Raw genomic sequence first — 21,903 nt, forward strand, 5'->3', positions numbered from 1 at the left:
GGGTACGGGCTACAGGTGCAGGGTGATCGACGCCGACGCCGACGCGGTTCCGCCCCGGGAGTCCGTGGCGGTGATCGTGACGTCGAAGGTGCCGGTGGTGGGCAGCGAGAGCTGTGCCTGCCAGGTCGACCAGTCGCCGTCGGCCGCGGTGTTCCGCGCGTCCCCTTCCGGCCCGTCGACGACCGCGTACCGCACACCCGTCACCCCCGACGACACCCCGGGCGTCGTCCCGGTCAGGGTCAGCGCCCAGGGCAGCGAGGTGACGGCCACGTCGCTGTCGTAGGCGTCGAGCGTGACCGTCGGCGGTGCGCCGTCGTGTCCCACGACCGAGCGGGTCTGGGTCGACACGCCGCCGTCCGGGTCGGTGCACTTCACGGTGATCGACCGGGCTCCCAGCGGTGTCGGGGCGAGGCCGATCGTCTTGCGGTACTCGGTCCCGCTGTGCTGCTGAGTCGTGGTCAGACCGTCCTGGGTGATGGCGACCGACAGCGGATAGAACTGGTCGTCCGACGTGGCCAGCACCACCTCCACCGAGGCACCGCCGAGGGTCAGGTCGACCACGGCCCCGTCGGCCGGCGCCACCCAGGTGAAGACCGGCGGACCCGCGGCGGACACATGTATGTTCACCGGTGCCGCCTCGACACGTGTCCCGACGGAGGTGAGTCCCGCCGCCGAGACCGTGTAACCGCCCGGCCTCGGGAAGACGACGGAGTACGTTCCGCCGCCTCCCGTATGGTCCCTGATCGTCTCGACGCCCGGGATGTCCACCAGGGTGTCCGTGTAGGTGACGGCGTCCTCGTCCTCCCAGCTCTGGTCGCCGGGGTTCCACTTCCAGCGGACGCCCGGATCGGCTTTCACCTTGATCGGGACGGGAGTTCGGGCGGTCACGTTCCCGGTCGGCGGCTCGATGGTCACCGAGGGCGGCCTGTTCTTCGGGGCGACGGCGGCCTTGGGAGTCTTGGTCGGCATGGGGGATCCCTCAGGGGTTGGTGTAGGTGATCTGGAACGCCACCAAGGTGACCGGGGCGGAGGTGGTGCCCACTCCGCTGTTCGCCGAGATCACATAGCGGTAGTTCGCCAGATCGACGACGTTGACCTCGGCCGGGGCCAGGGCCAGCTCGGTGTCGAGCGGAACCGTGCGGGTGTCGAAGGACACGACTTTCTGGACGGCGCCATCGGCCACGGACACCCGGTCGAGGAAGAAAGCCGTGTTCTGTCCACTGGGCGCCGCACCCCGGCCACGGACCCGCACCGAGGTCAGGGTCACCCGGTCGGGCAGCGCCAGGGCCATCACCCCGGCGGGCGGGGCGGACGTCGGTGCCACGGCGTTCCCCGAGTTCTGCAGGGCCCACGCCCCCGCACCCTGAACCTGAATGGGTTGCAGCGTCGGGGCGAACGAGGCGGTGACCGTGCGGGGCACGATCGGCACCCGGGCATTGAGGCGGTCGAGTTCGGTGCCGATCTGCGCGACGACCGTGGACACGCCGTGGAGGTCGTTCTCGATGGTCTCGAACCGGATGTTGAAGCCGTTCGTGCCGCCGGCCTCGCAGCGGTCGATGTTGTCGACCCAGGCGAAGTGGTGGAATTTCGGCGTGTAACTGAAGTCAGCCACGAGTGTTGTCCCTTCGTAGCGGTGGCAGCACGCTGCGGATGCGGAACTTGGGAAAGGTGAAGTCGGGGTTGACCTCGGCGAGATTGCCGCGGACCTCGACGGTGTGATCCCGGATCAGCTGGGTGTTGACCTCGATGCCCACCGGGTGCAGGGCGTTGAGGATGTTGAGGATCAGGTCGTACTGGTCCTTGGAGATCACCGTGTCCGGGTTGTCCAGCTCGGGCCGCAGCCCGACCCGGAAGGTGTACGGGGCGGGCAGATCGCCGAGCAGATAGGAGGCCTGCACCCAGGCCTCCCCCGCCGAGTCGCCGCGCAGGAGCGTGGCCGTCTGCTTGGGGTTGCCCAGGGTGGCGTGGGCGGTGTCGAAGGTGCCCGTCGCCCAGCCGAGCCGGACCCGGCCCGCGCCTCCCGATTCGTCGCTGACCAGCGTCGGCCGTACCGACACCCCGACCGACTCGCCCTCGTCCACCTCGATGACCGGGCTGTCCTCCGGCCCTTGGACCACGACAAGCTCCCCGGGAGCCTGCCGTACGACCACGGTGGCGCCGGTGTGCTCGACATGGCCGAACCCGACGGCGTGCGCCAGAGCGGCGAGTGCGCCGGGCGAGAGGGTGCTGTGCCGCAGGACCAGCACCCGGCCGTGGGCGCCGAACTCGTCCCCGGCGGGCTGGAACGCCGAAGCCACCGTGAGCCGGCCGTCGGCCGACCGTCGGTCCAGTTCGGCGAGCAGCGTGTCCAGCGCCCGCGCCACCACGGGCTGCATGAGGTGGTCGTTGTCGTCGCCGCCGTAGACGACCCGTGGGTCGTCGTGGCTCACCAGGAAATCCCGGTGGAAGAACTCGTCGGGGTCGCTCACCACCTCGGCCCTGGCTCCGAGGGTGCCGTCGGCCGCGATCTTCCCGCCGTCCGGGAGGTCGGGCACGCCGATGCGCATCGGTCGGCTCGCGGAGACGGTGTGCCTGCCCCGGGTCACCTCCGCCTTGACGATCAGCCCGCCGGGCGCGGTGGCCCGTAGATCCGTGGCCGATGTCGGGCGGCCCAGCGGGCCGGTCGTGGTCAGCGTGGCGCGTCCGGGGCCGGCCGGTACGGTCAGCCAGCGGAGCACCGAGTCCGCGGGCGGTGCCGGGCTCAGCGACAGCGTCGCCGACTGTCCGACGTCCAGGTCGGTCGGGCCGTCCGGCTCCGGGTCGAGGCCGACGGTGAAGTAGTCGCCCGGGGCACTGGCCGCGTAGACCGACGCCCCGTCGCCCTTTTCGTCGGGGCGGAAGTGCACGAAGTCGAAACCGGCGCGGTGGGCCAGCGCGGCCAGCCGTCCCTGCGCGATCGTGCCGTGTCCGAGCAGCACCGCCCGTCCGGTGGCCCGCAGGTCGGCCGCGCGGGGATCGAAGGCGGCGCTGATCCGTAGTCGGCCCGGGGCACCGGGTTCGTCGGTGACCAGGGTGACCAGCCTGTCCAGGGCGCCCGTCAGGCCGACCTGCACGAGGTGGGGATCGGGCGGGAGTTCGCCGGGTTCGAGGTCGCGCGGCGGCGGCACGGTGTAGTCGACCGCCTGGTTGTCGTAGTGCACCAGGAAGACCGGGTCGAACTGCTCCTCCTGCTGGGCGGTGCCCACGGTCTCCGCTTCGCCGGCCTCGCGCCGGCCCGCCGCGTCGATGTGTTCGCCCTCCCGTAGCGCGATCGGCCGGATGCGTATCGGGCGGGTGCCGCGGACCAGGGTGGCGTTGGTGTCCTGCACGACCAGAGGGTCACGCAACCCGCCGATGGTGCCGACCAGTTCGTTGAGCATCGACGCCAGATTCGCCGGGGTCGGCAGGGCCCAGCGCCGGAACAGCCTGAGCCTTCTGCGGTAGTGCTCGTCCGCCTCGCCCAGTACGGGCGCGAAGTCGGTCCGGGCCACGGCGGAGATCCGTACCTCGTCGATCACCCCTCGGAACTCGCTGTCGTCCGGGCCGATCCGCAGCGGCGCGGTGTTCACCACGGCGCCGAGCGGGCCGAGCGGTGCGCGGGCCCGCAGCACACCGTCGACGTAGAGCCTGAGCTCCTTGGCGGTTCGGTCCAGCACTCCGGCCAGATGGGTGAAGGCATCCGTGGGCAGGCTCAGATCGGCGAAGAGGGTGACGGGCGGCGTGGTTCCGTCGCTGACGAGCAGCCGTGGGTTCCGGTCCACTCCGCGGTCGAACTTGCCGACGGAGAGCGCCCAGCCCGCCCCCGTGCCGCCCGGATCCGGCTGCCGGAACAGCACCTGCCCGTCGCGGCTGCCGTTATCGGGCCGGACGAAACACTCCACGGTGGCGCCGGCGTCCGCGGTGATGTCGAACGCGGTGTCGGTCTCCACGTCGACCCGCGCTCCCGGCGCGCGGAAGCCGAACGCGGCGCCGTACCGGCCGGGCGCGCCGCGCTGCACCGAGACCGAGGGGGAACCGGGATGGCCGGCGCGTCCGGGGTACTGCCCGGTGACGTCCAGGGCGACCGTGCTCCCGGGGGCGTCGTCGAGGTGGTACAGCGCGACGGTGCCCGCGTCGAACCCGTAGGGCAGCGGCGGGAACCTGGGTACGCCGAGGTCGGCGCCGATCAGGTCGAGGCTGCGGCCGATCGCAGTGGGCAGATGCCGTTGGGCGACCGTACGGGCCAACTGCCCGCGCAGTTGGTCGCGTTCACCGCCGAGCACCCACAGCACCTTGGCCGTGTTGCCCAGCAGCGCGGTCAACCGCCATCCAAGGTCCGGGCGTTCGTCCGCCGGGGCCGGTGTCGTGTGCAGGCCGGTCACCCGGATCCGCGCGTCGACGGGTATCGCGAGCGCGACGGAGGCGCCGGCCACGGTGCCGGCCGGGAAGTCCGCCCGTACCGTCTCCGGTGGGCTGCCCGGCCGGGTGTAGGTCACCGTCACCGTGGTGTCGGCCGTCACGCCCCGTGCCGCCGCCAGCACATGGCTGGGCTCCGGCGGCCGGTCGAACCGGCTCTGGTGCTCGGTGAAGTCGTACGGTGCCACCTCGGCGGCCGACGGGCCGGCGCCCGGCAGCAGCCGCAGGTCCAGGCTGTCGGCGCCGCGTGCGAACGGTGTCGTGAGCCGCCTGCTCATCCGGACCGCGGCGAGCCCCGGCGCGATCATGACGTCACCAGCGTGATGTCCAGGGCGTCCCCGCCGGGCGAGAAGACCGCCAGCTCGGTCGGACCCATGACCAGGTTCTCCCCCACCTCGGCCTCCACCGTCACGCTCTGCCGGGCCACCGCGCCGAAGGCGGTCGGACCGGACGGCACCGGGCTGCGCCGCAGGTGCAGTTGCTGTACGTCGGCCACCCCGGGCTGTTCCACGAACGCCCGCACGACCTGCGAGTACAGGACGTCGCCGCCGAGCCGCAGGCCGCCGATGTCGGTGGCGAGCCGCTGCCGGATCGAGGCCAGCAGGGCGGCCCCGTCCGATCCCGGCTGGACGACCACCTTCGCCCGTACCCCGACCTCGACATGGATGGCCTCGACGATGTTCGGGTGGACGCCGACCGGCCGTACCGTGTCGACGGCGGCGGTGACCCGCTCGAAGATCCCCTGCACGGGGCCGATGGTCCGCCAGGGCGCCCGGAAGTCGTGTGCCACCAGGACGTTGAAGAAGTACGGTTCGCCGATCCGCCTGGCCTCCGAGCTGAAGGCGCGCTGGTCGAAGGCGAACGTGCCGAAGTAGCTCTGGGAGACGTCCACCCCGCCGAGCGGATCGGACAGCACCACGTCCAGGACGCCGCTCACACCGAGTGCCGCCTGGGCCACCGACTCCACGGTCCACAGGTTGCGGGCCAGTCCGGCCAGCCGGGCGCGGTAGGTGTCGTCGGGGACGGTCTTGCCGCCACCGCTGGTCGCCTTCCGGTTCGTCACGGTCAGCGTGGCGGTCCCGAGGTCGGCCAGGAAGATCGAGCTGTACGTGGGGTCGATGCCGGTGATCGCGCCGGCCAGGACGTTCCCGTCGGGCCCCGGCTCGAAGGCGACCACGTCCACCGTGGCGTTCCGCTGTGTCGCGTCCAGTGTCACCGGGGCGGTCGTGCCGAAGGCCCGCACGGGTGCGGCGGTGACCAGGATGGTGCCCTCGGGTACGACATAGCGCCGGCCGGGCGCCCCGCCGCCCAGGGTGATCTGTACCGTGCCGGTGCTGGGCAGATGCGGCCTGGCCAGCCCCATGTCCTCGCCGAGCAGGTTCAGGTTGTCGCCGAAGGCGGTGGAGATGAAGTTGCCGTAGTACAGGTCCTCCATCCGTTTCCACAGTTCGCCGTCCTCGGCGGCGGTGACTTCCAGGATCTTTCGCAGCGGGCTGGTCGTGGTCAGGTCGATGCCGTCGAAGACGGCACGGGCCCGCTCGAACGCCTCGCTGAGGATCCGGTCGACCGGCTTGAGCACGAAGCCGTCCTCGGTCACTCCGAAATCGGTCATCCCCCGCTCACACCCCCACGTCCACGAGCAGCGTCAACGGATCGCCCGCCACCGTGTCCAGTTCGACCCGTACGGTCCACACGCGCCGGTCCTGATCCTGGGCGTCGTCGAAGACGACCTGGCGGACGTCACGGACCCGTGGATCGGTGCCCAGGGTGCGGACCAGATTCAGCTGCACCAACTGCTTCGCCACCGACAGCGGGTTGGGCCCGGTGAAGATCCGGCCGATGTCCAGCCCGTAGCCGGTGTTGAACGGATCGGACCCGAACGGGGTGAGCACGCGCAGCGTCAGCGCCTGGCTGAGGTTGGCGACCGACTCGACTTCCCGCAACTGCCCGGCCGTCACCACCAGGTCGCCGTCGTCGAGCAGCAGACTGCGACCGAACGAGGTGGTCATGCTGCCTCCAGTTTCGTCTGGACCGGGTCGGCCACCTGCCACAGGCCGGCGTTGGTCTTCCCGTGTGCGGTGGCCAGCAGCACGGGCCGGCCGTCGACCGTCAGAGTCCTGCTGACTCCCGCGGTGACTTCCTCGACCTGGGCGCACTTGGGCGTCGCGATACAGCCGACGATCGGGGTGAGCGGCAGATCCTGGTCCACGAGTACCGGCTTTCCGTCCACCGTCAGCCCACTCCGGGAGGCCTGTGCCTTCGCGGTCCCGTGGTGGTCGCACTGGAAGGTGGATGCCTCGGTCAGGACGGCGGGCATCACGTCACCGCCACGGAGGAGCCGTCGAGTTTCATGCTGACCGAACCGTTGGTCAGGGTGATCGGCCGGTCCGCCGTACTGATCGTGACCGCGCCGTCGGAGTCCACTGTGATCATCGTTCCGCTCTGGTGTTCGATGGTGATCGAGTTGTCGGTGGGTGGATCGGGCCGGGTACCGACATCGGGCAGGCTGTCGGTGCCGACGAGTACGTGCAGGGCCGCCACCTGGATGACCCGCTGCCCGGCGGCGTCGGTGAGGTCGTTGGCGCCCTTGCCGCGCGGCAGGTCGTCCGCGCCCAGTTCGGTGGGCAGGGCCAGCCAGTGGTCGCCCGGCCGGTTGGGCGGACGCTCGTGGGCCGGGTTGTCCGGCCAGACGAAGCCGGTGATCACCGCGTCGTTGACGTCGCCGCGGTTGTGCGCCAGGACCGCGCGCATCTTCGGGTAGACGGGAGTGATCAGCCCGGTCTTGTGGAACGCGAACGGCGACACGACCGGCTTGTCGTGCAGTTCGACCGCGGTGTCGATCGGGCTGGCCACGCTGGGCGCCGCGACTCCGGGCTCCGGCCGCTGCCCGTAGTACAGCGAGGCCAGGTGTTTGCCGTCGGCGCCCGGGGCGTACTCGGTCACCTCCCCGAGGTCGACCGCCGGATGATCCTCGCGACTGCGGTCCAGGGCGTCGCGCCAGCGGTCCACCACGCCCTGTACGCCGGTGTGGACCTGGGCCCGCTCGCCGGGGCGGGCCGCGATCAGCCGGAGCTGTGCCGTGTAGCCGGAGCCGACGCGGAAGGAATGCACCACGTGGGACAGCCGCAGCGGTCCCGTCGGTACGCCGGACAGGCCGGTCGTGGCGGCCACTTGGCCGACCCGCAGCCCGGGATGGCCGAGCACGGTCAGCTCCAGCGTGGTGCGCACCGGCGGCAGTACGGCCGACTCGGGCAGCGGCACGTCGTCCACTGCGGGGCGAGGCGGAAAGGCCGGACGCGCCCCGGTGTCCTCTGCGGTCGAGCTGCTGAGGGCGACCAGATTGGTGTCCGGGTCGAACACGACCGGCGCCGGATCGGTGAACGCACCGACCGCCGCGCCGAGATGGACCGCGCGGTCACGCACCACGAGCGGCACGTCTGCCCGCGCCGCGAGGGCGCCGAGGGCGTCCAGGGCGGATCCGGCCCGGACGGTGAAGTCCCGCAGGCCGCCACCGATCGTGGAGCCGTCCGCCAGTCGCAGGCCGGCGGCCTCGGCCAGTGACGTGGCCAGGTCGACCAACTCGGTGCCCACCCGGCGGTCCTGCTCCACCGGCGTGCTGCGCAACAGGTATCCGCCCTCCTCCTGGCCGCAGAGCACCGTGCGGGACAGACCGTCGCCGCCGACGCTGCCGGTCACGGAGACGATCCGGCCGACCAGCACCTGCCCCGTGGTCGTCGTCCTGGTCGTCGGCTCGTCGAAGTACCCGAGGTGGATGGTGGCGTTGACCGGCTTGGCGGCATGAGTGTTCTTGATCAGCTCCGTGACCTGGCCGGGCAGGTTGATCAGGCTGATCTCGAAGGTGTCCACGGCCGCGCCGTCGGTCATCGTCACGGTGATGTCCGCGTCGATGACCAGGGAGCCGCTCAGGACGTCGTTGGACACCTTGAGCGGCAGCCCCAGCCCGGACCCCCCGGCCACCGCGCCGCCGGGCAGGCCGGGAACCTCGGCCTCGGCGATCTCGATCCGGTACCACAGCACGAAGCTCATACGAGTGCCACCCCGCCGACCACTTCGGAGCCGAACGAGCCGGCCGCGTTGAGATTGCGGAGGTCCAGCCGCATCGTCCGGAAGGTCAGAGCCAGTTCGGCGGCCGGGTACTCCACGTCGGGCACCAGCTTGCGGCGCAGGATCGTGACCGGTCCGCCGGGTTCCTCCCGGTCCACCGACAGCGTCAGGAACGCGTGCGCGGTGGGCAGGTCGAGCGGGCCGGACGGCGCGCTGTCGACGATGTCCTCCGCGACATTGGCGTACAGCCGGAACTGGTAGTTGCGACCGGCCACGGCCAGCCGGAACGCCTGCGGGAAACCCTCGTCGGCGTCGATCGGCAACCTGAGAAAACTGCGCGTCACCACGGATGCCTCCTTCCTCGACCTGGTTGCTGTGGTTCTGGTTGTGGTGCTGATTCGCTGAGGGGCTACAACAGTCCCTGCGCCGCGCGGGCGATCGGGTTGGGCGCCACAGTGCCCGGCACCAGGGCCGTCCCGGCTCCCACGGCGAGATCCGCCACTTCGCCGACGACCGCGATCAGGCTGGACCGGGGCACCTCGATCAGCGAGATCGACACGTCCAGGGCGTCCCGTCTGGCCACGCTCTGGGTGAAGTGCAGCTCGGTGATCTGCATGTCCAGACTGATCGTCAGACCGGACACCACGGGGATACCGTTGGGCAGCAGGGCTGCGGAAGTCGCCACCAGCGCCCTGGACGTCAGTGCCAGGGCCTCCAGCGCCTTCTTCAGCCCGAACCGGTTCGAGCCGATCAGCAACGCCTCGATGGTGATCTGCTTCTTGGTGGGCTGGGTGGCCTGGAGGAACCGGCTGCCCATGATCCGTGGGATCTCGTAGCCCTCGACGACCGTCATCTTCTGTACGTAGAGCAGTGGTACCGGCCCCACCAGCACCGGGACGTTCGTCCCCGTCGCCATGTCTCCCCCCGCGCTTGTCGATCCGGCCGAGCCCTGCCGCAGACCCGGCCGGTTCAGAGCCGACTGGCCAGCTCCCGCCCGATCTGGTCGAAGACCTGTCCGACCAGTTGTGCGCTCTCGTTCTCGGGCAGTGACCCCACCGCCTGTATCTCGACCGGAAAGTGGTAGTTGATCACCGGGCCGGCACCGGCGGCGTGCGGCGGGACGGCCGCCTCGCTGCCGGGCGCGGGCACGATGTACTCGCCCTCGTGGACCGGTGCGATTCCGGTGCGGTCCACTCGTCCACCGGCGGCGAACCCGGGCAGTTCGAACGAGCCGCCCGTCCCCTCCTCGGTGTCCTCGGCGGCCACGACGGCTACGCCTCCAGACCGACGTCCAGCGCCAGACAGCTGAAGCTGGCCTGCGGTACGCCGTCGATCACCACGTTGCTGGGGTTGGCCGAGGTGACGACGCAGCGGGCGAACTTCATGGAGTCGAACGCCCAGTCGGTGCCCTTCTTCTCGGCGACCACCACGGAGAACTCCTGCCCGTTCGCGGCCAGTTCGGTCAGATCGGCGACGGCCGCGGCGACCGCGGGCACCGCCATCATGAAGGTGAAGGTGAACGGCTGTCGGACGAAGCCGACGTTGTCCGCCTCGATGCTGTGCAGCACGGTGTGCGGCACGTTGAACGTCGGGGTGAAGCTCGATATCGGGGTGATGGTGCTGTCCCCGAGCTTCACCTCGAGCCTGGTGTTCCAGTCCGGCATCGGTGCTCTCCTAGTCGAACTTCATCGTGAGGGAGAGCCGGTGCATGGCACCGGCGTAGTGGATCGCCACCATGACCTGCACCATCCGCCGCACCTCGGCGTCGTGGATCTGCCCGGCCTCGGCGGGGGTGAGTGTCGCCGGGTCCTTGTCGAGCAGCGTCAGCAGGGGAACGAAGACCTCGAAGCCGTTGAGTACCTCGTTCTGCACTTCCGGTGCGAGGACCGCCTCAAGGCGGGCGATCAGCGCGCGCAGCCCCGAACGGCTGATCCGCACGTTGCCGATCGTCCTGATGAGCTGTGCGTTGAGCCGGAAGTTGAGGTCGTCGATCGTGCGCATGGCGTCGATGTACTTCGTCGTGCCCGGATTCCCGGTGTAGCCCTCGCCCATGTAGACGCCACCGCCGGGAATGATCGACGGGCTGGTCAGCCAGTTCACCCCGAGCCCCGCCGGTCCGGACTCGAAGGTCTCCGGGCCGTTCAGCTCCCCGATCTGGGCCTGGGTGAACGGCGGGCTGGTGATGTTGACGGGCTTCAGCAGCAGGGAGATGTGCGGTTGGTGGCCCGCTATGGTGCCGGCCACGGCCGCCGCCGCGTCCTGGTCGCTGCGATGGGCGATGTAGACCATGCGCTCGTGGGCCAGGGTGCCCTTGACCAGGTCCGGCTTGGACGAGTCCTTGGGCAGCATGGCCACGCCCATCCGCTGCTTGCCCTCGCCGCCGGTCTCCGACACCGAGGCGACATGCTTGGCCAGCGTCACCAACGCGCCTTGCGGGTTCTCGATGTGCCCGGTGGTGGCGTCGAGCGGGGTGTTGGCCAGCACCACCAGTTGCACGTCGAGGCCGGCGACCACGTCCAGCGCGGCCTGCCAGTCCAGGTCCTCCTCGTCCACCCGCACGGCCGTCACCAGGGACGGGCCGGGCGACTGCTCGAAGGCGAGCGCCACGGCTTCCCCGAGGTCGCCCGGAGCGCGCCGGCGTGCCTCATGCGGGTCGGTGAAGTCGAGCGGGACGTTCACCTGGGCCGGATCGTCCGGCGGTGACTCCTTGGGCAGCGCGATCGTTCCGACCACGGCAATGTTGCCGTAGGCGCGAACGGCTGGTGCGAACAGATTGACTACCGGTTTCACCCGGACATAGCGGACGGTCATCGGCCCCTCCTCTGTCTCTCTCGGGCCTGATGTGCGATGGCGTTCAGTGGTATGTCGATTTCGCGGCTCGCGTTTCTCTGCCCGCGAGCCTCAATTCGTGTTCAGGAACAGCGCCGCCACTCCCGACTTGGCGAAAACTCGCTGGACCGCGGCGGAGGTGATCCCGCTCTCGCCGGGCCCTTCTTCGGCGAACAGGACGGCGACCGCATAAGCCGCGGTGCATTCCGCCGGGATCGCGCGCTGCGATGCACCGGTCAGTTCTCTGCTGGTTTCCCTGACCAATTGGGCGGCCCGCAGCCCCTCGGCGATATCGAGGGGATCGACCGCCAGTGCGGCGAGCGCGACATTCAGCGTGTACGCGTTACCCGGGTCGTCCGGATCGAACGGTTCGGCCGCCCGTATGCGTACCGTTGTCAGCAAGTACTGGAAGGCGTCCCGCAGTTGTTCCACGGTGCTGATCCCGTGCTCGGCCATGAACGCGTCCAGGTCGATGAACGGGAACTGCCGGCGGAACTCGTCCAGTGTGGAAAAGCCGTCGGCCGCCTCGGAGACGACCGATTCGGCACCGGCCGGATCGATCTCCGCCACCACCGTGACCCGCAGCCGGGCCAGGATGTCGATCCACACCGGGTTCCGTGACGTGGTCTCGTCCAGGGCGAGTTCCGTCCGGGCATAGTTGGGCACCGTCTGCGTCCAGGTGCCGGTCTTTCGGTCGGTCACGAAGAGCGGGTGCTGCAACTCCAGCTCGCTCACCGTCACGTCGCGGACCCGGTCGATCCGGACCGCCGACAGGTCGTACGTCGCGGCCAGCATCGTACGGATCAGCTGCCGGTCGGAATCCCCGGCGGGCAGCAGCAGCGCGCCGAACGCGGCCGGAACGCCCAGCTCCAGCATCACCCGGTCCCTGAATGACGTCACGTGCGTGATCCCATCGGCTACAGGTTCAGGTTGATGGTTCCGGAGGCGGAGACGGTGCTCCCACGGGAGTTGGTGGCGATGACCCTGAACGTGTAGGTCCCGGTGGTGGGCAGGGCGTCCCGCAACCGCCAGGCCGACCAGTCACCGCCCGGCGACGTGTCCTGCGCGACCCCCGACGGACCGTTGTCGAACACATACGCAACCTCGGTGATCCCGGACTGCGCGCCGTTCGTCGTCCCGGTGAGGGTGATCGGGTGCGGCAGCGAGGTGGCGGTCTGGTTCCCCTCGAAGGGGTCGAGTGTCACGGTCGGCGGCACGCTGTCACGTCCCACCAGCGAGCGGGTCTGGGTCGAGGAGAGACCGTTCGGATCGGCGCACGTCACGGAGATCGACCGAGCGCCCACCGGTGTGGGCCCGAACGTGACCGTCTTCGTGAACTCCGTACCCGTGTACTGGTCCGTCGTGGCCGGAAGACCGTCGTGCGCGATGCTCACCGTGAACGGATAGAACTGATCGCTCCCCGACGTCAGCCGCACGGCGACCTGCCCACCGGCCGGCCCCAGATCGACCGTGTCACCGGCGGCCGGAGTCGCCCAGGTGAACACCGGCGGGCCCTGGGCGACCAGCGTGATGGTTCCGGAGGCGGAGACAGTGCTCCCACGGGAGTTGGTGACGGTGACCGTGAACGGGTACGTCCCGGTGGCGGCCAGCGGCGCCTGCACCCGCCAGGCCGACCAGTCCCGGCCGGACGAGGTGTCCTGCGCCGACCCCGACGGGCCGTTGGTGAACGCGAAGGCGACCCCGGTGATCGCGGACGCCGCCCCGTTCGTCCTCCCGGTGAGGGTGACGGTGTAGGGAAACGACCTGACGGTCTGCCTGTCGCTGAAGGGGTCGAGTGCCACGGTCGGCGGCACACTGTCACGTCCCACCAGCGAGCGGGTCTGCGTCGACGAAAGCCCGTTCGGATCGGCACACTTCACGGAGATCGACCGTGACCCCGCCGACGCCGGACCGAACGTGACCGTCTTCGCGTACGAGGTGCCCGAGAACTGCTCCGTGAGAGCGGGCAGACCGTCGCGTGTGATGCTCACCGTGAACGGTTGGAACTGATCGCTCCCCGCCGTCAGCCTCACCTCGGCCTGCCCACCGCCCGGCCCCAGATCGACCGCCGCGCCAGCGGTCGGCGCCGTCCACGTGAACGCCGGAGGGATCGCCTCGGCCACCGTGATGATCCGTGCGGGGGCCTGCACCCAGTTTCCGGCGGTTGTCTCAGCGTCCGCCGAGAGGCCCTGGTTGCCCGCGTTCGGGAAGGTCGCGGTGTAGGTGAATCCGCTTGCTCCGGGGGAATTGATTTTCCTGCCCAGAATGTAGAGATCCGACTGGGTGAAGGTGACCAGAGGTCCCTTCTCCCATTTCCTTCGCTCCTTGTCCCAAGTCCAACCGGTGCCGCGGTCGACATTCACCGTGATCTTTACCGGCCTCCCCGCCCACACCGTTCCGGTCGGCCAGGAGATACTCACACTCTCCGGTATCTCGGCCGGACTGGGCGTCGTCGCGTCAACAGACTCCGGCGATTCATCGACGGTCACGGATTCCCCCTTCAGGTAATGGCCGCTCGCTCCGGACAACCGTCGCAGAGCCCGTCGACAGTCCGTCGACAATTCATCGACAGTCGGCGGAACGGCTCATCTGGCGCCCAGCCGCGCGCTGATCGTCCGCCCCGCCTGCTGAACGACATCCACGAGCCGCTCCAGGCTGTGCGCGGGATCGGTCACGACGCTCAAGGACGCCACCGGCACACCACTCGGCCCGTACAACGGCACCGCCACACAGCACGCCCCCGCCGCCACTTCCTCCCGGTCGAAGGCGACACCCCGGTCACGGATGGCCTCGGACTCGCGTCGCCAGGACGCGGGCAGCGGCCCCAGCGGGAGCCGTGGTGGGGCCCCGGCCACCAGGACCTTGCCCGCCGCGGTGAACCAGGGCCAGACCACACCGTCCGGGAGAAGGTCGGGCGCGTCGTCGGTCTCCCAGGTCGCCCAGTCCAGGACCAGCGTCCGGCCCTCCCGCAGGACGTTGACCCCCACCACCGCGCCCGTGACCCGCGCCAGCCGCCGGGCCGGCCCCCGTGCGGCGGACCGCAGCCCGGGATACGGCTGCCACGCCTGCCCGAGCCGGAAGATCCGCGAGCCCATGCGATAGCCCCCGCGACCCCGCTCCACGGCCCCCAGTTCGACCAGTTGCTCCAGCAGCCGGTACGCGGTCGTCTTGGGCAGCCCGCACTCCGCCGCGAGCCGGGTCAACCCGGCCTGCCCCGCCCGCTCCACCGCCTCCAGCAGCCCGAAGGCCCCCTCCAGCACACTCCGCCCGCCACCGTCCGGCGCGGCAGGCGAAGGCATCGCGACGCGCTCGGGCCCGGACAGCTGGTCAAGCCGCCGAACCGGTGAAGCCGCCGTCTCCGTCGCTGTCGCTCCCCGCGCTTCCCTCACGTCCGTCTCCCCCAGCCACGCCCGCTTCGCACGACTCCCCCGACTCCCCGCGCCACCGTTCCCGTCACGCGGGGCGCCGCCGTGCGTGGACACCTCTCCGACCCTCAGACTGAGGCCCGACTGTGGCTCAGAACGTTGTCGATAGGTTGTCGCCCGGCGTGAGAGTGTGCGCGACACGCGGAGAAGTTCTGCACGAGGGGTGTGGAGATCGTGGTGGATGTGCGACTTCTCGGTCCGGTGGAACTCTCGGTGCGCGGCGGGACGGCGGAGGTCGGACCGCCCCAACGCCGGGCCGTGCTCGCGGCGTTGGCGGTGGACGCCGGACGGCCCGTCACGGCCGACGTACTGATCCAGCGGGTCTGGGGCGCCGATCCGCCCGACGGGGCACGGCGCGCGCTGCACGCCCACATCGCCCGGATCCGGCGGCTGTGCGAGCAGACCGGGGAAACGGAGGACGTCCGGTTACGCCTGGTGCGCCGCTCGGGCGGCTACCTTCTGGAGGCTCGCCCGGACCAGGTGGACGTACACCGGTTCCGGCAACTGGTCGGACGCGCCCGGGAGTCGGGCCGGACGGACGAAGCGCGGGCCTCGCTGGTGCGCGAGGCGCTCGGCCTCTGGCGCGGGGAGCCGCTGGCCGGGCTCGGCGGGCCCTGGGCGGGGCGGGTGCGCGAGGCATGGCGGCAGGAGCGGGTGGACGCCGTCGTCGGGTGGGCCCACCTGGAGACACGGGTCGGCGATCCGGTCGCCGTGATCGGCCCGCTGACCGAACTGCTCGGCGAACACCCGCTGGTGGAGCCGCTGGCCGGGGCCCTGATGCGGGCACTGCACACCGCCGGGCGCGGCGCGGAGGCCCTGGACCACTACGCCGGCGTCCGGCAGCGGCTGGCCGACGAGTTGGGCGCCGACCCCGGGCCGGAGCTGCGGGAGGTGCACCAGTCGATCCTGCGCGGAGGCCCCTCCGAGCCCTCCGCCTGGCCGACGCCCCGAACCCCGGCCCGGCCGGTTCCCCGCACGCTCCCCCGAGCCCGGCCGCCGGGTGAGATCCCCGTACAACTGCCCATGGGTGTACGGGGGTTCACCGGGCGCGGCAGGGAACTCGCCCGGCTTGAGGAGATCCTCGCCTCGGCGACGGACCAGCCGTCGGCGGTGGTGATCTCGGCGGTGTCGGGTACCGCCGGGGTGGGCAAGACCGCGCTCGCCGTGCACTGGGCGCGGCGGGCCCAACGGGCCTTTCCCGACGGGCAGTTGTACGTGAATCTGCATGGTTTCGCGCCCGGCGGGCCGGCGGTGAGTCCGGCGGAGGCGGTACGGGGGTTCCTGGACGCCTTCGGGGTGTCGCCGGACCGGGTCCCGGCCGGTCTGGAGGCGCAGACCGGGCTGTACCGCAGCCTGCTGGCCGGGCGGCGGGTGCTGGTGGTGCTCGACAACGCCCGCGACGCCGAGCAGGTACGGCCACTGCTGCCGGGGTCGCCCGGCTGTCTGGCGCTGGTCACCAGCCGGAAGACGCTCACCGGGCTGGCCGCGTCCGAGGGAGCCCATCTGCTGACGCTCGGTCTGCTCGGTCCCGCCGAGGCCCGGGAACTGCTGATCGGCCGACTGGGTACGGACCGGGTGGCGGCCGAACCGGCCGCCGTACGGGAGATCGTCGGCCAGTGCGCCGGGTTGCCGCTCGCCCTGGCGATCGTCGCCGCCCGCGCCGCCGCCCAGCCCGGTCTCCCCCTCGCCGCGCTCGCCGGGGAGCTGCGCCGGTCCGACGAACGTCTGGACGCCCTGGACGGTGGGGAGCCGGTCAGTCAGGTGCGGGCGGTGTTCTCCTGGTCCTACCGCGCGCTGAGCACCGGGGCCGCCCGGCTCTTCCGGCTGCTGGGCGTGCACCCGGGGCCGGACGCCGCCGTGCCGGCCATCGCCGCGCTGGCCGACGTACCGGTGCCGCGCGCCCGCGTTCTGCTGGCGGAACTGGCGCGCGGACACCTGCTCACCGAGCATGTCCCCGGCCGGTACGCCTTCCACGACCTGCTGCGCGCCTACGCCGCCGAACTCGTCGCCGACCACGACAGCGACGACGTGCGGCGCGCGGCGGTGCACCGGATGCTCGACCACTATCTGCACACCGCTCACACGGCCGATGCCCTGCTGACTCCCCGCCCCACCCCGGCTCCGCTGCCGCCCGTGCAGCCGGGCGCGGCGCCCGTCGAACTGGCGGACCATCCACAGGCGCAGGCGTGGTTCACCGCCGAGCACGCGGTTCTCCTCTCGGCCGTGCAACAGGCCCCCGCCTCGGGCTTCGACACCCACACCTGGCAGCTCGCCTCGGCGCTCACCACGTATCTCGACCGGCACGGCTACTGGCGAGCGCTGACCGCGGTCCACACCACGGCCCTCGACGCGGCGCTGCGCCGGGGCGACCGGGCCGGGCAGGCCGACGCCCATCGCGGTCTCGGACTCGCGCAGGACCGGCTGGACCGTCCGGACGACGCCCGCGCGCACTATCTGCGCGCGCTGGAGCTGTTCGGCGAGGTCGGCAGCCACACCGGGCAGGCCCGTATCCACCAGCACCTGTCCCGGATGTCGGAGGCACAGGGCCGGCGCCGGCAGGCTCTCGGCCATGCCCACAGCAGCCTCGCGCACCATCGGGCCGCCGGTGACCGGGCCGGGCAGTCAGCCGCCCTGAACCACATCGGCTGGATCCTCGCCCAGCTCGGCGACCACCGTCAGGCCCTCGCGCACTGCCGCGAGGCCCTCGACCTGGCCCAGGAGACCGCGGACCTCAACGGACAGGCCCACATCTGGGACAGCCTCGGCTACATCCACCACCGCCTCGAAGGACACGAGGAGGCCGTCGACTGCTACCGCCGGGCCGTCGACCTCTTCCACCGCACCGGCGACCGCCACAGCGAAGCCTCCGGGCTCCTCTGCCTCGGCGACATCCAGCACGCCACGGCCCACGCCCATGCCGCCGACAACACCTGGACACAGGCCCTGGCGATCACCGCCGATCTCGGTCTCCCGGACACGGATCCGCTGCGCACCAGCCTCCTCGAACGCCTCGGTCCCGTACCCCCGGCCGTTCAGCGATCTGAACCGGCAGTCCTGCCGTCCATCTAAAGGCCCACGGGAAATAACCCTGCGCAGCCTCTTTCCCACTCACAGGTGCCATGGCATGCTCACCGGTCGACGCAATTCTGAACGTCGTTCATATCCATGACCAGATCCACGGGAAGGGCGAACGGACATGAGAAACGCGCACACGGACAGAATCGACACCTCGAATGTCATGGGCATGTCCAGACGGGCTCTGCTGGGAAGCGCGGTAGCCGTCGCGGCCGGCGCCGGGACCTCGGTGGCAGCCGACCCGGGTTCCGCCGAAATCCCGTCCCTGTGGCGGGAGTTCAGCCGCACCCCCTTCACCCACCCGCAGATCCCGTACATCGGCCGAGCCGGTTTCCGCGGCGGGGCGGCACACTTCCCCCGCCGCCCCGCCGTCGCCGACGTACGGGACTTCGGCGCCGTGGCGGGCGGTACGGCCGACTCCGCTCCCGCGATCAACCGCGCGATCGCCGCTGTCGGCAGGTCCGGCGGCGGCACGGTGACCGTCCCGCCGGGTACGTTCCGGATCGACGACATCATCCGCGTGAACCGCTCGAACGTGACCCTCAAGGGTGCCGGCAGCGGCCGTACGACGCTGTACGCGACGAAGAACCTCACCGAACTCATCGGCGCGTACGGCTCCCGCTACGGGGGCGACAAGTCGGGCTGGTCATGGGCCGGCGGTCTGATCTGGCTGGCCCCCGAGGCCCGTTGGAACTCCCTGGTCACCGCGATCAGGGCGAAGGCGTGGCCCTTCGAGGGCTGGACGGGCAACGGGCGCGACGAGTGGCGGACGCTCACCGAGGTCGCCCCGGCGCGACAGGGCTCCTGGACGGTGACGGTGTCGGACCCGTCCCGACTCCGCCCCGGCTCACTGGTGTTGCTGCGCCTCGCCGACGACCCGGACCACACCCTCCTGGAGCACATGTGCGGCGGCGGGCCCGGGCCGGAGGCCTACGTCTGGGACGACAGGACCAAGCTGACGTCGTACGTCCCCTACGAATGGCCGGTCCGCGTCGCCCGGGTCCGTGGCCGCCAGGTCACCCTGGAGCGCCCCCTGCCGCTCGACGTACGCCCCGAGTGGGATCCCCGACTGACCACGCACGTACCGGAGTTGACCGGTTCGGGTGTCGAGGGGCTGACCCTGGAGGCCGTGGAGGCTCCGCAGCAGCCGCATCTGCTGGACAAGGGGCACAACGGTGTCGTCCTGCAGTGCGCGTACGACTGCTGGGTGGACGACGTGACGGTCCGCCACGTCGACAACGGCTTCGGCCTGGTGGCCGCCTCCGCGTGCACCCTGCGCCGGACACGTGTCACCGGCCGGGGTTCCCATCACCCCTACTTCTGCCGCGAGGGCTCGCACGACAACCTCGTCGAGGACTTCACGATCGAGGAGCGCACCAGCCCGGCGCCGTCCGGCACCCAACTGCACGGCATCAACGTCGAGGGGCTGTCCTCGTACAACGTCTGGTCGCGCGGCGACATGCGGACGGGCACCTTCGACAGCCACCGCGGTCTGCCCTTCGCCAACGTCCGCACCGACATCACCCTGAACAACAACGGCCGCCACGGCGGTGACGCGAGCGCCGGGCCCCTGTTCGGCGCCCGCTTCACCCACTGGAACATCCGCGTCACCAACGCCCGGGCGGGCCTGGTCAGGATCGACGGCCTGGCGCCGTACTCCGCGACCGTCGGCATCGACGAGGTCAGGGAGTTCGACCAGATCGACGTACCGGATTTCGCCGGTGACCTGCACACGCGACTGGAGCTGTACGGCAGCCCGCACGCGGTCCGGCCGAGGAATCTGCACGCGGCTCAGCGCGCGCTGTAGCGCCGGAGCACCTCACCGCACGTTCACCCATCTGAACGGAGTGGATCCATGAGCGCACTCTCGACAGTGTCACGCCTGGGCGTCCTTCTGGTGGCTCTCGCCGCGTTCACCACAGGCGCCGCCGTCCCCACCGCCTCCGCGCATCCCACACCCAAAGTCCCGCACACCGCCGTACTGGACGGCACCCGGCTCCAGCAGACCAAGCTCCGCCTCGATCGCGGCGACCGTCAACTACGGCAAGCCGTAAGGGCGTTGACGACCCGCGCCGACAAATGGCTGAACCAGGGCCCCTGGACGGTCGTCGACAAGCCGAGGCCCGCGCCCGGCGGCGACGTCCACGACTACCTCAGCCAGGCCCCGTACTGGTGGCCCACCACGCCCCCGACCGCCGACAACCCCTGGGGCTGCCCGTATGTGCAGCGCGACGGCGAGCGCAATCCCGAGGTCGACTCCGGCACCGACCGCCAGGACGTCGAGAAGACCTTCGACTCCGTCTACGACCTGTCCCTCGCCTGGTACTACACGGGCCAGAAGCGGTACGCCGAGAAGGCGGGGCAGGTGCTGCGCACCTGGTTCCTCGACCCGGCCAACAGGATGAACCCGAACCTGAACCACGCCCAGTTCATCCCCTGCAGGTTCGACGGCCGTGCCATCGGCATCATCGACTTCTCCCAGTCCTTCACCAGCGTCCTCGACGCGCTCGCCCTGCTCGACACGGGCGCCCCGGGCTGGACGAGGGCGGACCGCGCGGGCATGGCGCGGTGGAACGCCGACTTCCTCGGCTGGCTCAGGAACAGCGACTTCGGCCAGGAGGAGGCCGCCGCGACCAACAACCACGGCACCTTCTACGACATGCAGCTCGCCGCACTCGCCTACGCGACCGGCGACAGGGACCTGGCCCGTCGCACGGTCATGGACGTCCGGAGCACACGCATCGCGTCGCAGATCGCGTCCGACGGCAGCCAGCCGCAGGAGCTGACGCGGACCAGGAGCTGGCACTACTCGACGTTCTCGCTGGTCGCCCACACCCGGCTCGCGGCCATCGGCCGGCATGTCGGCGTGAACCTGTGGGCGTACCGGGGCCCGGACGGGCAGAGCCTGTTCGGGGCGGTGGACTATCTGCTGCCCGCCGCGACAGCGGCCGCTGCCTGGCCGCATCCGGAACTCGGGTTCCTCCGGTACGCGGCGACCGATGTCGTCCACGCCGCCGCCGACGCCGGTGACGCGCGGGCGCGGCGGGCGGTTCGGTCGCTGGAGGCGCCGCCGGGCGGTGACCTGTGGGCGCTGCGTCCGGCGGCGGAACAGCTGGACTCCATCGCGGGCTGACCGACGACCTGCGTCGCGCGGGCGGAGTTCCTCGTCAGACAGGTCTCCGCCAGCGCGGTGAGCAGCCGTAACGCCATCTCACGGTAGGAGCGCCTGCCGGTGGCGGCCAGGTCGAGCAGTCCGCAGGCCGTGATCGCGCCGGCAGACGCGTCCTTGAGGTGGGGCTGTAGCCCCTGCACGGTGTCGGGGCCGACCGGCGCGCCGGTGTCCGGGGCGAAGTCGTACACGTGCGGGGTCGATCCGTCCGCGCGGGGGAACACCGTCTGGGTCGTGCGTGCTGGTGTCGTACTGACGCGGCGCCAGTTTCTCCGCGGACGCCAGCGCCCACCTACTCCTTGGTGTGCAGCCATGCCATCCACAGCGTTCCCGGCCAGAACCCGCCGACCCAGCCGCCGTTCTGCGAGCAGACCCGTAAATACGCATCTGTTATGCAACATTGATAGGGTGTCACCGTGAGACTGACCAGATACACGGATCTCGCCCTTCGGGCAGTGATGCGCCTGGCCGTCGTGGACGGCGAGGAGCTGCTGACCACGCGACAGATCGCCGACTCCATGAACGTCCCCTATACGCACATGGCGAAGGCCATCGCCCAGTTGCAGCACCTGGGGGTGATCGAGGCGCGACGCGGGCGCAACGGCGGGCTGACACTCACCGGCGCAGGGCGAAGCACTCCCGTGGGAGACCTGGTCAGGACGCTGGAGGGGGACCGGGAAACCGTGACCTGTGAGGGCGACACCCCGTGTCCGCTCGCAGGCGCCTGCCGACTACGGAGGGCGCTGCGACAGGCGCAGGAGGCGTTCTACTCCTCGTTGAACGGCGCGACCGTGGCCGATCTGGTGACGTCACCGACGGGGCCGGTACTGCTGGCGCTGGGCACTACCCCGAGCTGAAGCCGGTTCGTCATCGCCGGTCAGACATGGCGACTATGGCGGCCAAAAATACGCATCCCACATACCAATT

At 70.8% G+C, this 21,903-nt stretch carries 19 protein-coding genes; 4 read left to right on the forward strand and 15 right to left on the reverse strand.

Features of this window, described 5'->3' with window-relative positions:
- Nucleotides 1-9 precede the first annotated feature (9 nt).
- The 15 genes from ACFYXF_RS14180 to ACFYXF_RS14250 all read right to left on the reverse strand — a co-directional run bounded on the left by ACFYXF_RS14180 (nt 10) and on the right by ACFYXF_RS14250 (nt 14,606).
- Entirely contained in the window at nt 10-969 is a 960-nt protein-coding gene (locus ACFYXF_RS14180) for a hypothetical protein (protein WP_389349814.1), read from the reverse strand.
- Between the two features lie 10 nt (nt 970-979).
- Complete coding sequence (locus ACFYXF_RS14185; protein ID WP_389349815.1) at nt 980-1,612, reverse strand: hypothetical protein; 633 nt, start codon at nt 1,610-1,612, stop codon at nt 980-982.
- Complete coding sequence (locus tag ACFYXF_RS14190; RefSeq protein ID WP_389349816.1) at nt 1,605-4,721, reverse strand: LamG domain-containing protein; 3,117 nt, start codon at nt 4,719-4,721, stop codon at nt 1,605-1,607. Before ACFYXF_RS14190 ends, ACFYXF_RS14185 begins: the two co-directional genes overlap by 8 nt.
- Nucleotides 4,718-6,025 (reverse strand): baseplate J/gp47 family protein, encoded by a 1,308-nt coding sequence (locus tag ACFYXF_RS14195; protein ID WP_389349817.1) that lies wholly within the window; start codon nt 6,023-6,025, stop codon nt 4,718-4,720. The genes ACFYXF_RS14190 and ACFYXF_RS14195 overlap by 4 nt, the downstream gene beginning before the upstream one ends.
- Before the next feature lie 7 nt (nt 6,026-6,032).
- Nucleotides 6,033-6,422, reverse strand: a complete 390-nt coding sequence (locus tag ACFYXF_RS14200) for a hypothetical protein (RefSeq protein WP_389349818.1) — start codon at nt 6,420-6,422, stop codon at nt 6,033-6,035.
- A complete protein-coding gene (locus ACFYXF_RS14205; protein WP_389349819.1) occupies nt 6,419-6,730 on the reverse strand; it encodes a hypothetical protein in 312 nt (103 codons plus the stop codon). The genes ACFYXF_RS14200 and ACFYXF_RS14205 overlap by 4 nt, the downstream gene beginning before the upstream one ends.
- Nucleotides 6,730-8,460, reverse strand: a complete 1,731-nt coding sequence (locus tag ACFYXF_RS14210; RefSeq protein WP_389349821.1) for a hypothetical protein — start codon at nt 8,458-8,460, stop codon at nt 6,730-6,732. Before ACFYXF_RS14210 ends, ACFYXF_RS14205 begins: the two co-directional genes overlap by 1 nt.
- Nucleotides 8,457-8,825, reverse strand: coding sequence for a hypothetical protein (locus tag ACFYXF_RS14215; RefSeq protein WP_389349822.1), 369 nt, complete (start codon nt 8,823-8,825; stop codon nt 8,457-8,459). Before ACFYXF_RS14215 ends, ACFYXF_RS14210 begins: the two co-directional genes overlap by 4 nt.
- A 62-nt stretch (nt 8,826-8,887) precedes the next feature.
- Nucleotides 8,888-9,394 carry a hypothetical protein gene (locus tag ACFYXF_RS14220; protein WP_389349823.1) on the reverse strand — a complete coding sequence of 169 codons (507 nt, stop codon included), beginning with the start codon at nt 9,392-9,394 and terminating at the stop codon, nt 8,888-8,890.
- 53 nt (nt 9,395-9,447) lie between these two features.
- Nucleotides 9,448-9,744, reverse strand: a complete 297-nt coding sequence (locus ACFYXF_RS14225; protein WP_389349824.1) for a hypothetical protein — start codon at nt 9,742-9,744, stop codon at nt 9,448-9,450.
- A gap of 5 nt (nt 9,745-9,749) precedes the next feature.
- Nucleotides 9,750-10,142, reverse strand: coding sequence for a hypothetical protein (locus ACFYXF_RS14230; RefSeq protein ID WP_319094399.1), 393 nt, complete (start codon nt 10,140-10,142; stop codon nt 9,750-9,752).
- A gap of 10 nt (nt 10,143-10,152) precedes the next feature.
- Nucleotides 10,153-11,289, reverse strand: coding sequence for a hypothetical protein (locus tag ACFYXF_RS14235; protein ID WP_389349825.1), 1,137 nt, complete (start codon nt 11,287-11,289; stop codon nt 10,153-10,155).
- A 90-nt stretch (nt 11,290-11,379) separates the two neighbouring features.
- Nucleotides 11,380-12,207, reverse strand: coding sequence for a hypothetical protein (locus ACFYXF_RS14240; protein ID WP_389349826.1), 828 nt, complete (start codon nt 12,205-12,207; stop codon nt 11,380-11,382).
- Nucleotides 12,208-12,224: 17 nt separating this feature from the next.
- Entirely contained in the window at nt 12,225-13,796 is a 1,572-nt protein-coding gene (locus ACFYXF_RS14245; RefSeq protein ID WP_389349827.1) for a hypothetical protein, read from the reverse strand.
- Nucleotides 13,797-13,892: 96 nt separating this feature from the next.
- Entirely contained in the window at nt 13,893-14,606 is a 714-nt protein-coding gene (locus ACFYXF_RS14250; RefSeq protein WP_389349828.1) for an IclR family transcriptional regulator, read from the reverse strand.
- A gap of 303 nt (nt 14,607-14,909) precedes the next feature.
- On the opposite strand from ACFYXF_RS14250, the gene ACFYXF_RS14255 reads away from it, so the two are divergent.
- From ACFYXF_RS14255 to ACFYXF_RS14270, 4 genes are all read left to right on the forward strand, one after another.
- A complete protein-coding gene (locus ACFYXF_RS14255) occupies nt 14,910-17,801 on the forward strand; it encodes a BTAD domain-containing putative transcriptional regulator (RefSeq protein ID WP_389349829.1) in 2,892 nt (963 codons plus the stop codon).
- Between the two features lie 169 nt (nt 17,802-17,970).
- Nucleotides 17,971-19,614 (forward strand): glycosyl hydrolase family 28-related protein, encoded by a 1,644-nt coding sequence (locus ACFYXF_RS14260; protein WP_389349938.1) that lies wholly within the window; start codon nt 17,971-17,973, stop codon nt 19,612-19,614.
- A 48-nt stretch (nt 19,615-19,662) separates the two neighbouring features.
- Nucleotides 19,663-20,940 carry an alginate lyase family protein gene (locus ACFYXF_RS14265; RefSeq protein ID WP_389349830.1) on the forward strand — a complete coding sequence of 426 codons (1,278 nt, stop codon included), beginning with the start codon at nt 19,663-19,665 and terminating at the stop codon, nt 20,938-20,940.
- A 452-nt stretch (nt 20,941-21,392) separates the two neighbouring features.
- On the forward strand, nt 21,393-21,833 hold the full coding sequence (locus ACFYXF_RS14270; RefSeq protein ID WP_389349831.1) for an RrF2 family transcriptional regulator: 441 nt from the start codon (nt 21,393-21,395) through the stop codon (nt 21,831-21,833).
- Nucleotides 21,834-21,903: the final 70 nt, after the last annotated feature.

The organism is Streptomyces sp. NPDC002680, assembly GCF_042889145.1.
Lineage (GTDB): Bacteria > Actinomycetota > Actinomycetes > Streptomycetales > Streptomycetaceae > Streptomyces > Streptomyces adonidis.

Excerpts from the sequence above, each read along its gene's own strand:
- ACFYXF_RS14260 (WP_389349938.1), top strand. The coding sequence starts at position 17,971 with ATGGGCATGTCCAGACGGGCTCTGCTGGGAAGCGCGGTAGCCGTCGCG.
- ACFYXF_RS14265 (WP_389349830.1), top strand. The coding sequence starts at position 19,663 with ATGAGCGCACTCTCGACAGTGTCACGCCTGGGCGTCCTTCTGGTGGCT.
- ACFYXF_RS14205 (WP_389349819.1), bottom strand. The coding sequence starts at position 6,730 with ATGCCCGCCGTCCTGACCGAGGCATCCACCTTCCAGTGCGACCACCAC.
- ACFYXF_RS14235 (WP_389349825.1), bottom strand. The coding sequence starts at position 11,289 with ATGACCGTCCGCTATGTCCGGGTGAAACCGGTAGTCAATCTGTTCGCA.
- ACFYXF_RS14220 (WP_389349823.1), bottom strand. The coding sequence starts at position 9,394 with ATGGCGACGGGGACGAACGTCCCGGTGCTGGTGGGGCCGGTACCACTG.
- ACFYXF_RS14210 (WP_389349821.1), bottom strand. The coding sequence starts at position 8,460 with ATGAGCTTCGTGCTGTGGTACCGGATCGAGATCGCCGAGGCCGAGGTT.
- ACFYXF_RS14230 (WP_319094399.1), bottom strand. The coding sequence starts at position 10,142 with ATGCCGGACTGGAACACCAGGCTCGAGGTGAAGCTCGGGGACAGCACC.
- ACFYXF_RS14250 (WP_389349828.1), bottom strand. The coding sequence starts at position 14,606 with ATGCCTTCGCCTGCCGCGCCGGACGGTGGCGGGCGGAGTGTGCTGGAG.
- ACFYXF_RS14200 (WP_389349818.1), bottom strand. The coding sequence starts at position 6,422 with ATGACCACCTCGTTCGGTCGCAGTCTGCTGCTCGACGACGGCGACCTG.
- ACFYXF_RS14180 (WP_389349814.1), bottom strand. The coding sequence starts at position 969 with ATGCCGACCAAGACTCCCAAGGCCGCCGTCGCCCCGAAGAACAGGCCG.
- ACFYXF_RS14195 (WP_389349817.1), bottom strand. The coding sequence starts at position 6,025 with ATGACCGATTTCGGAGTGACCGAGGACGGCTTCGTGCTCAAGCCGGTC.
- ACFYXF_RS14190 (WP_389349816.1), bottom strand. The coding sequence starts at position 4,721 with ATGATCGCGCCGGGGCTCGCCGCGGTCCGGATGAGCAGGCGGCTCACG.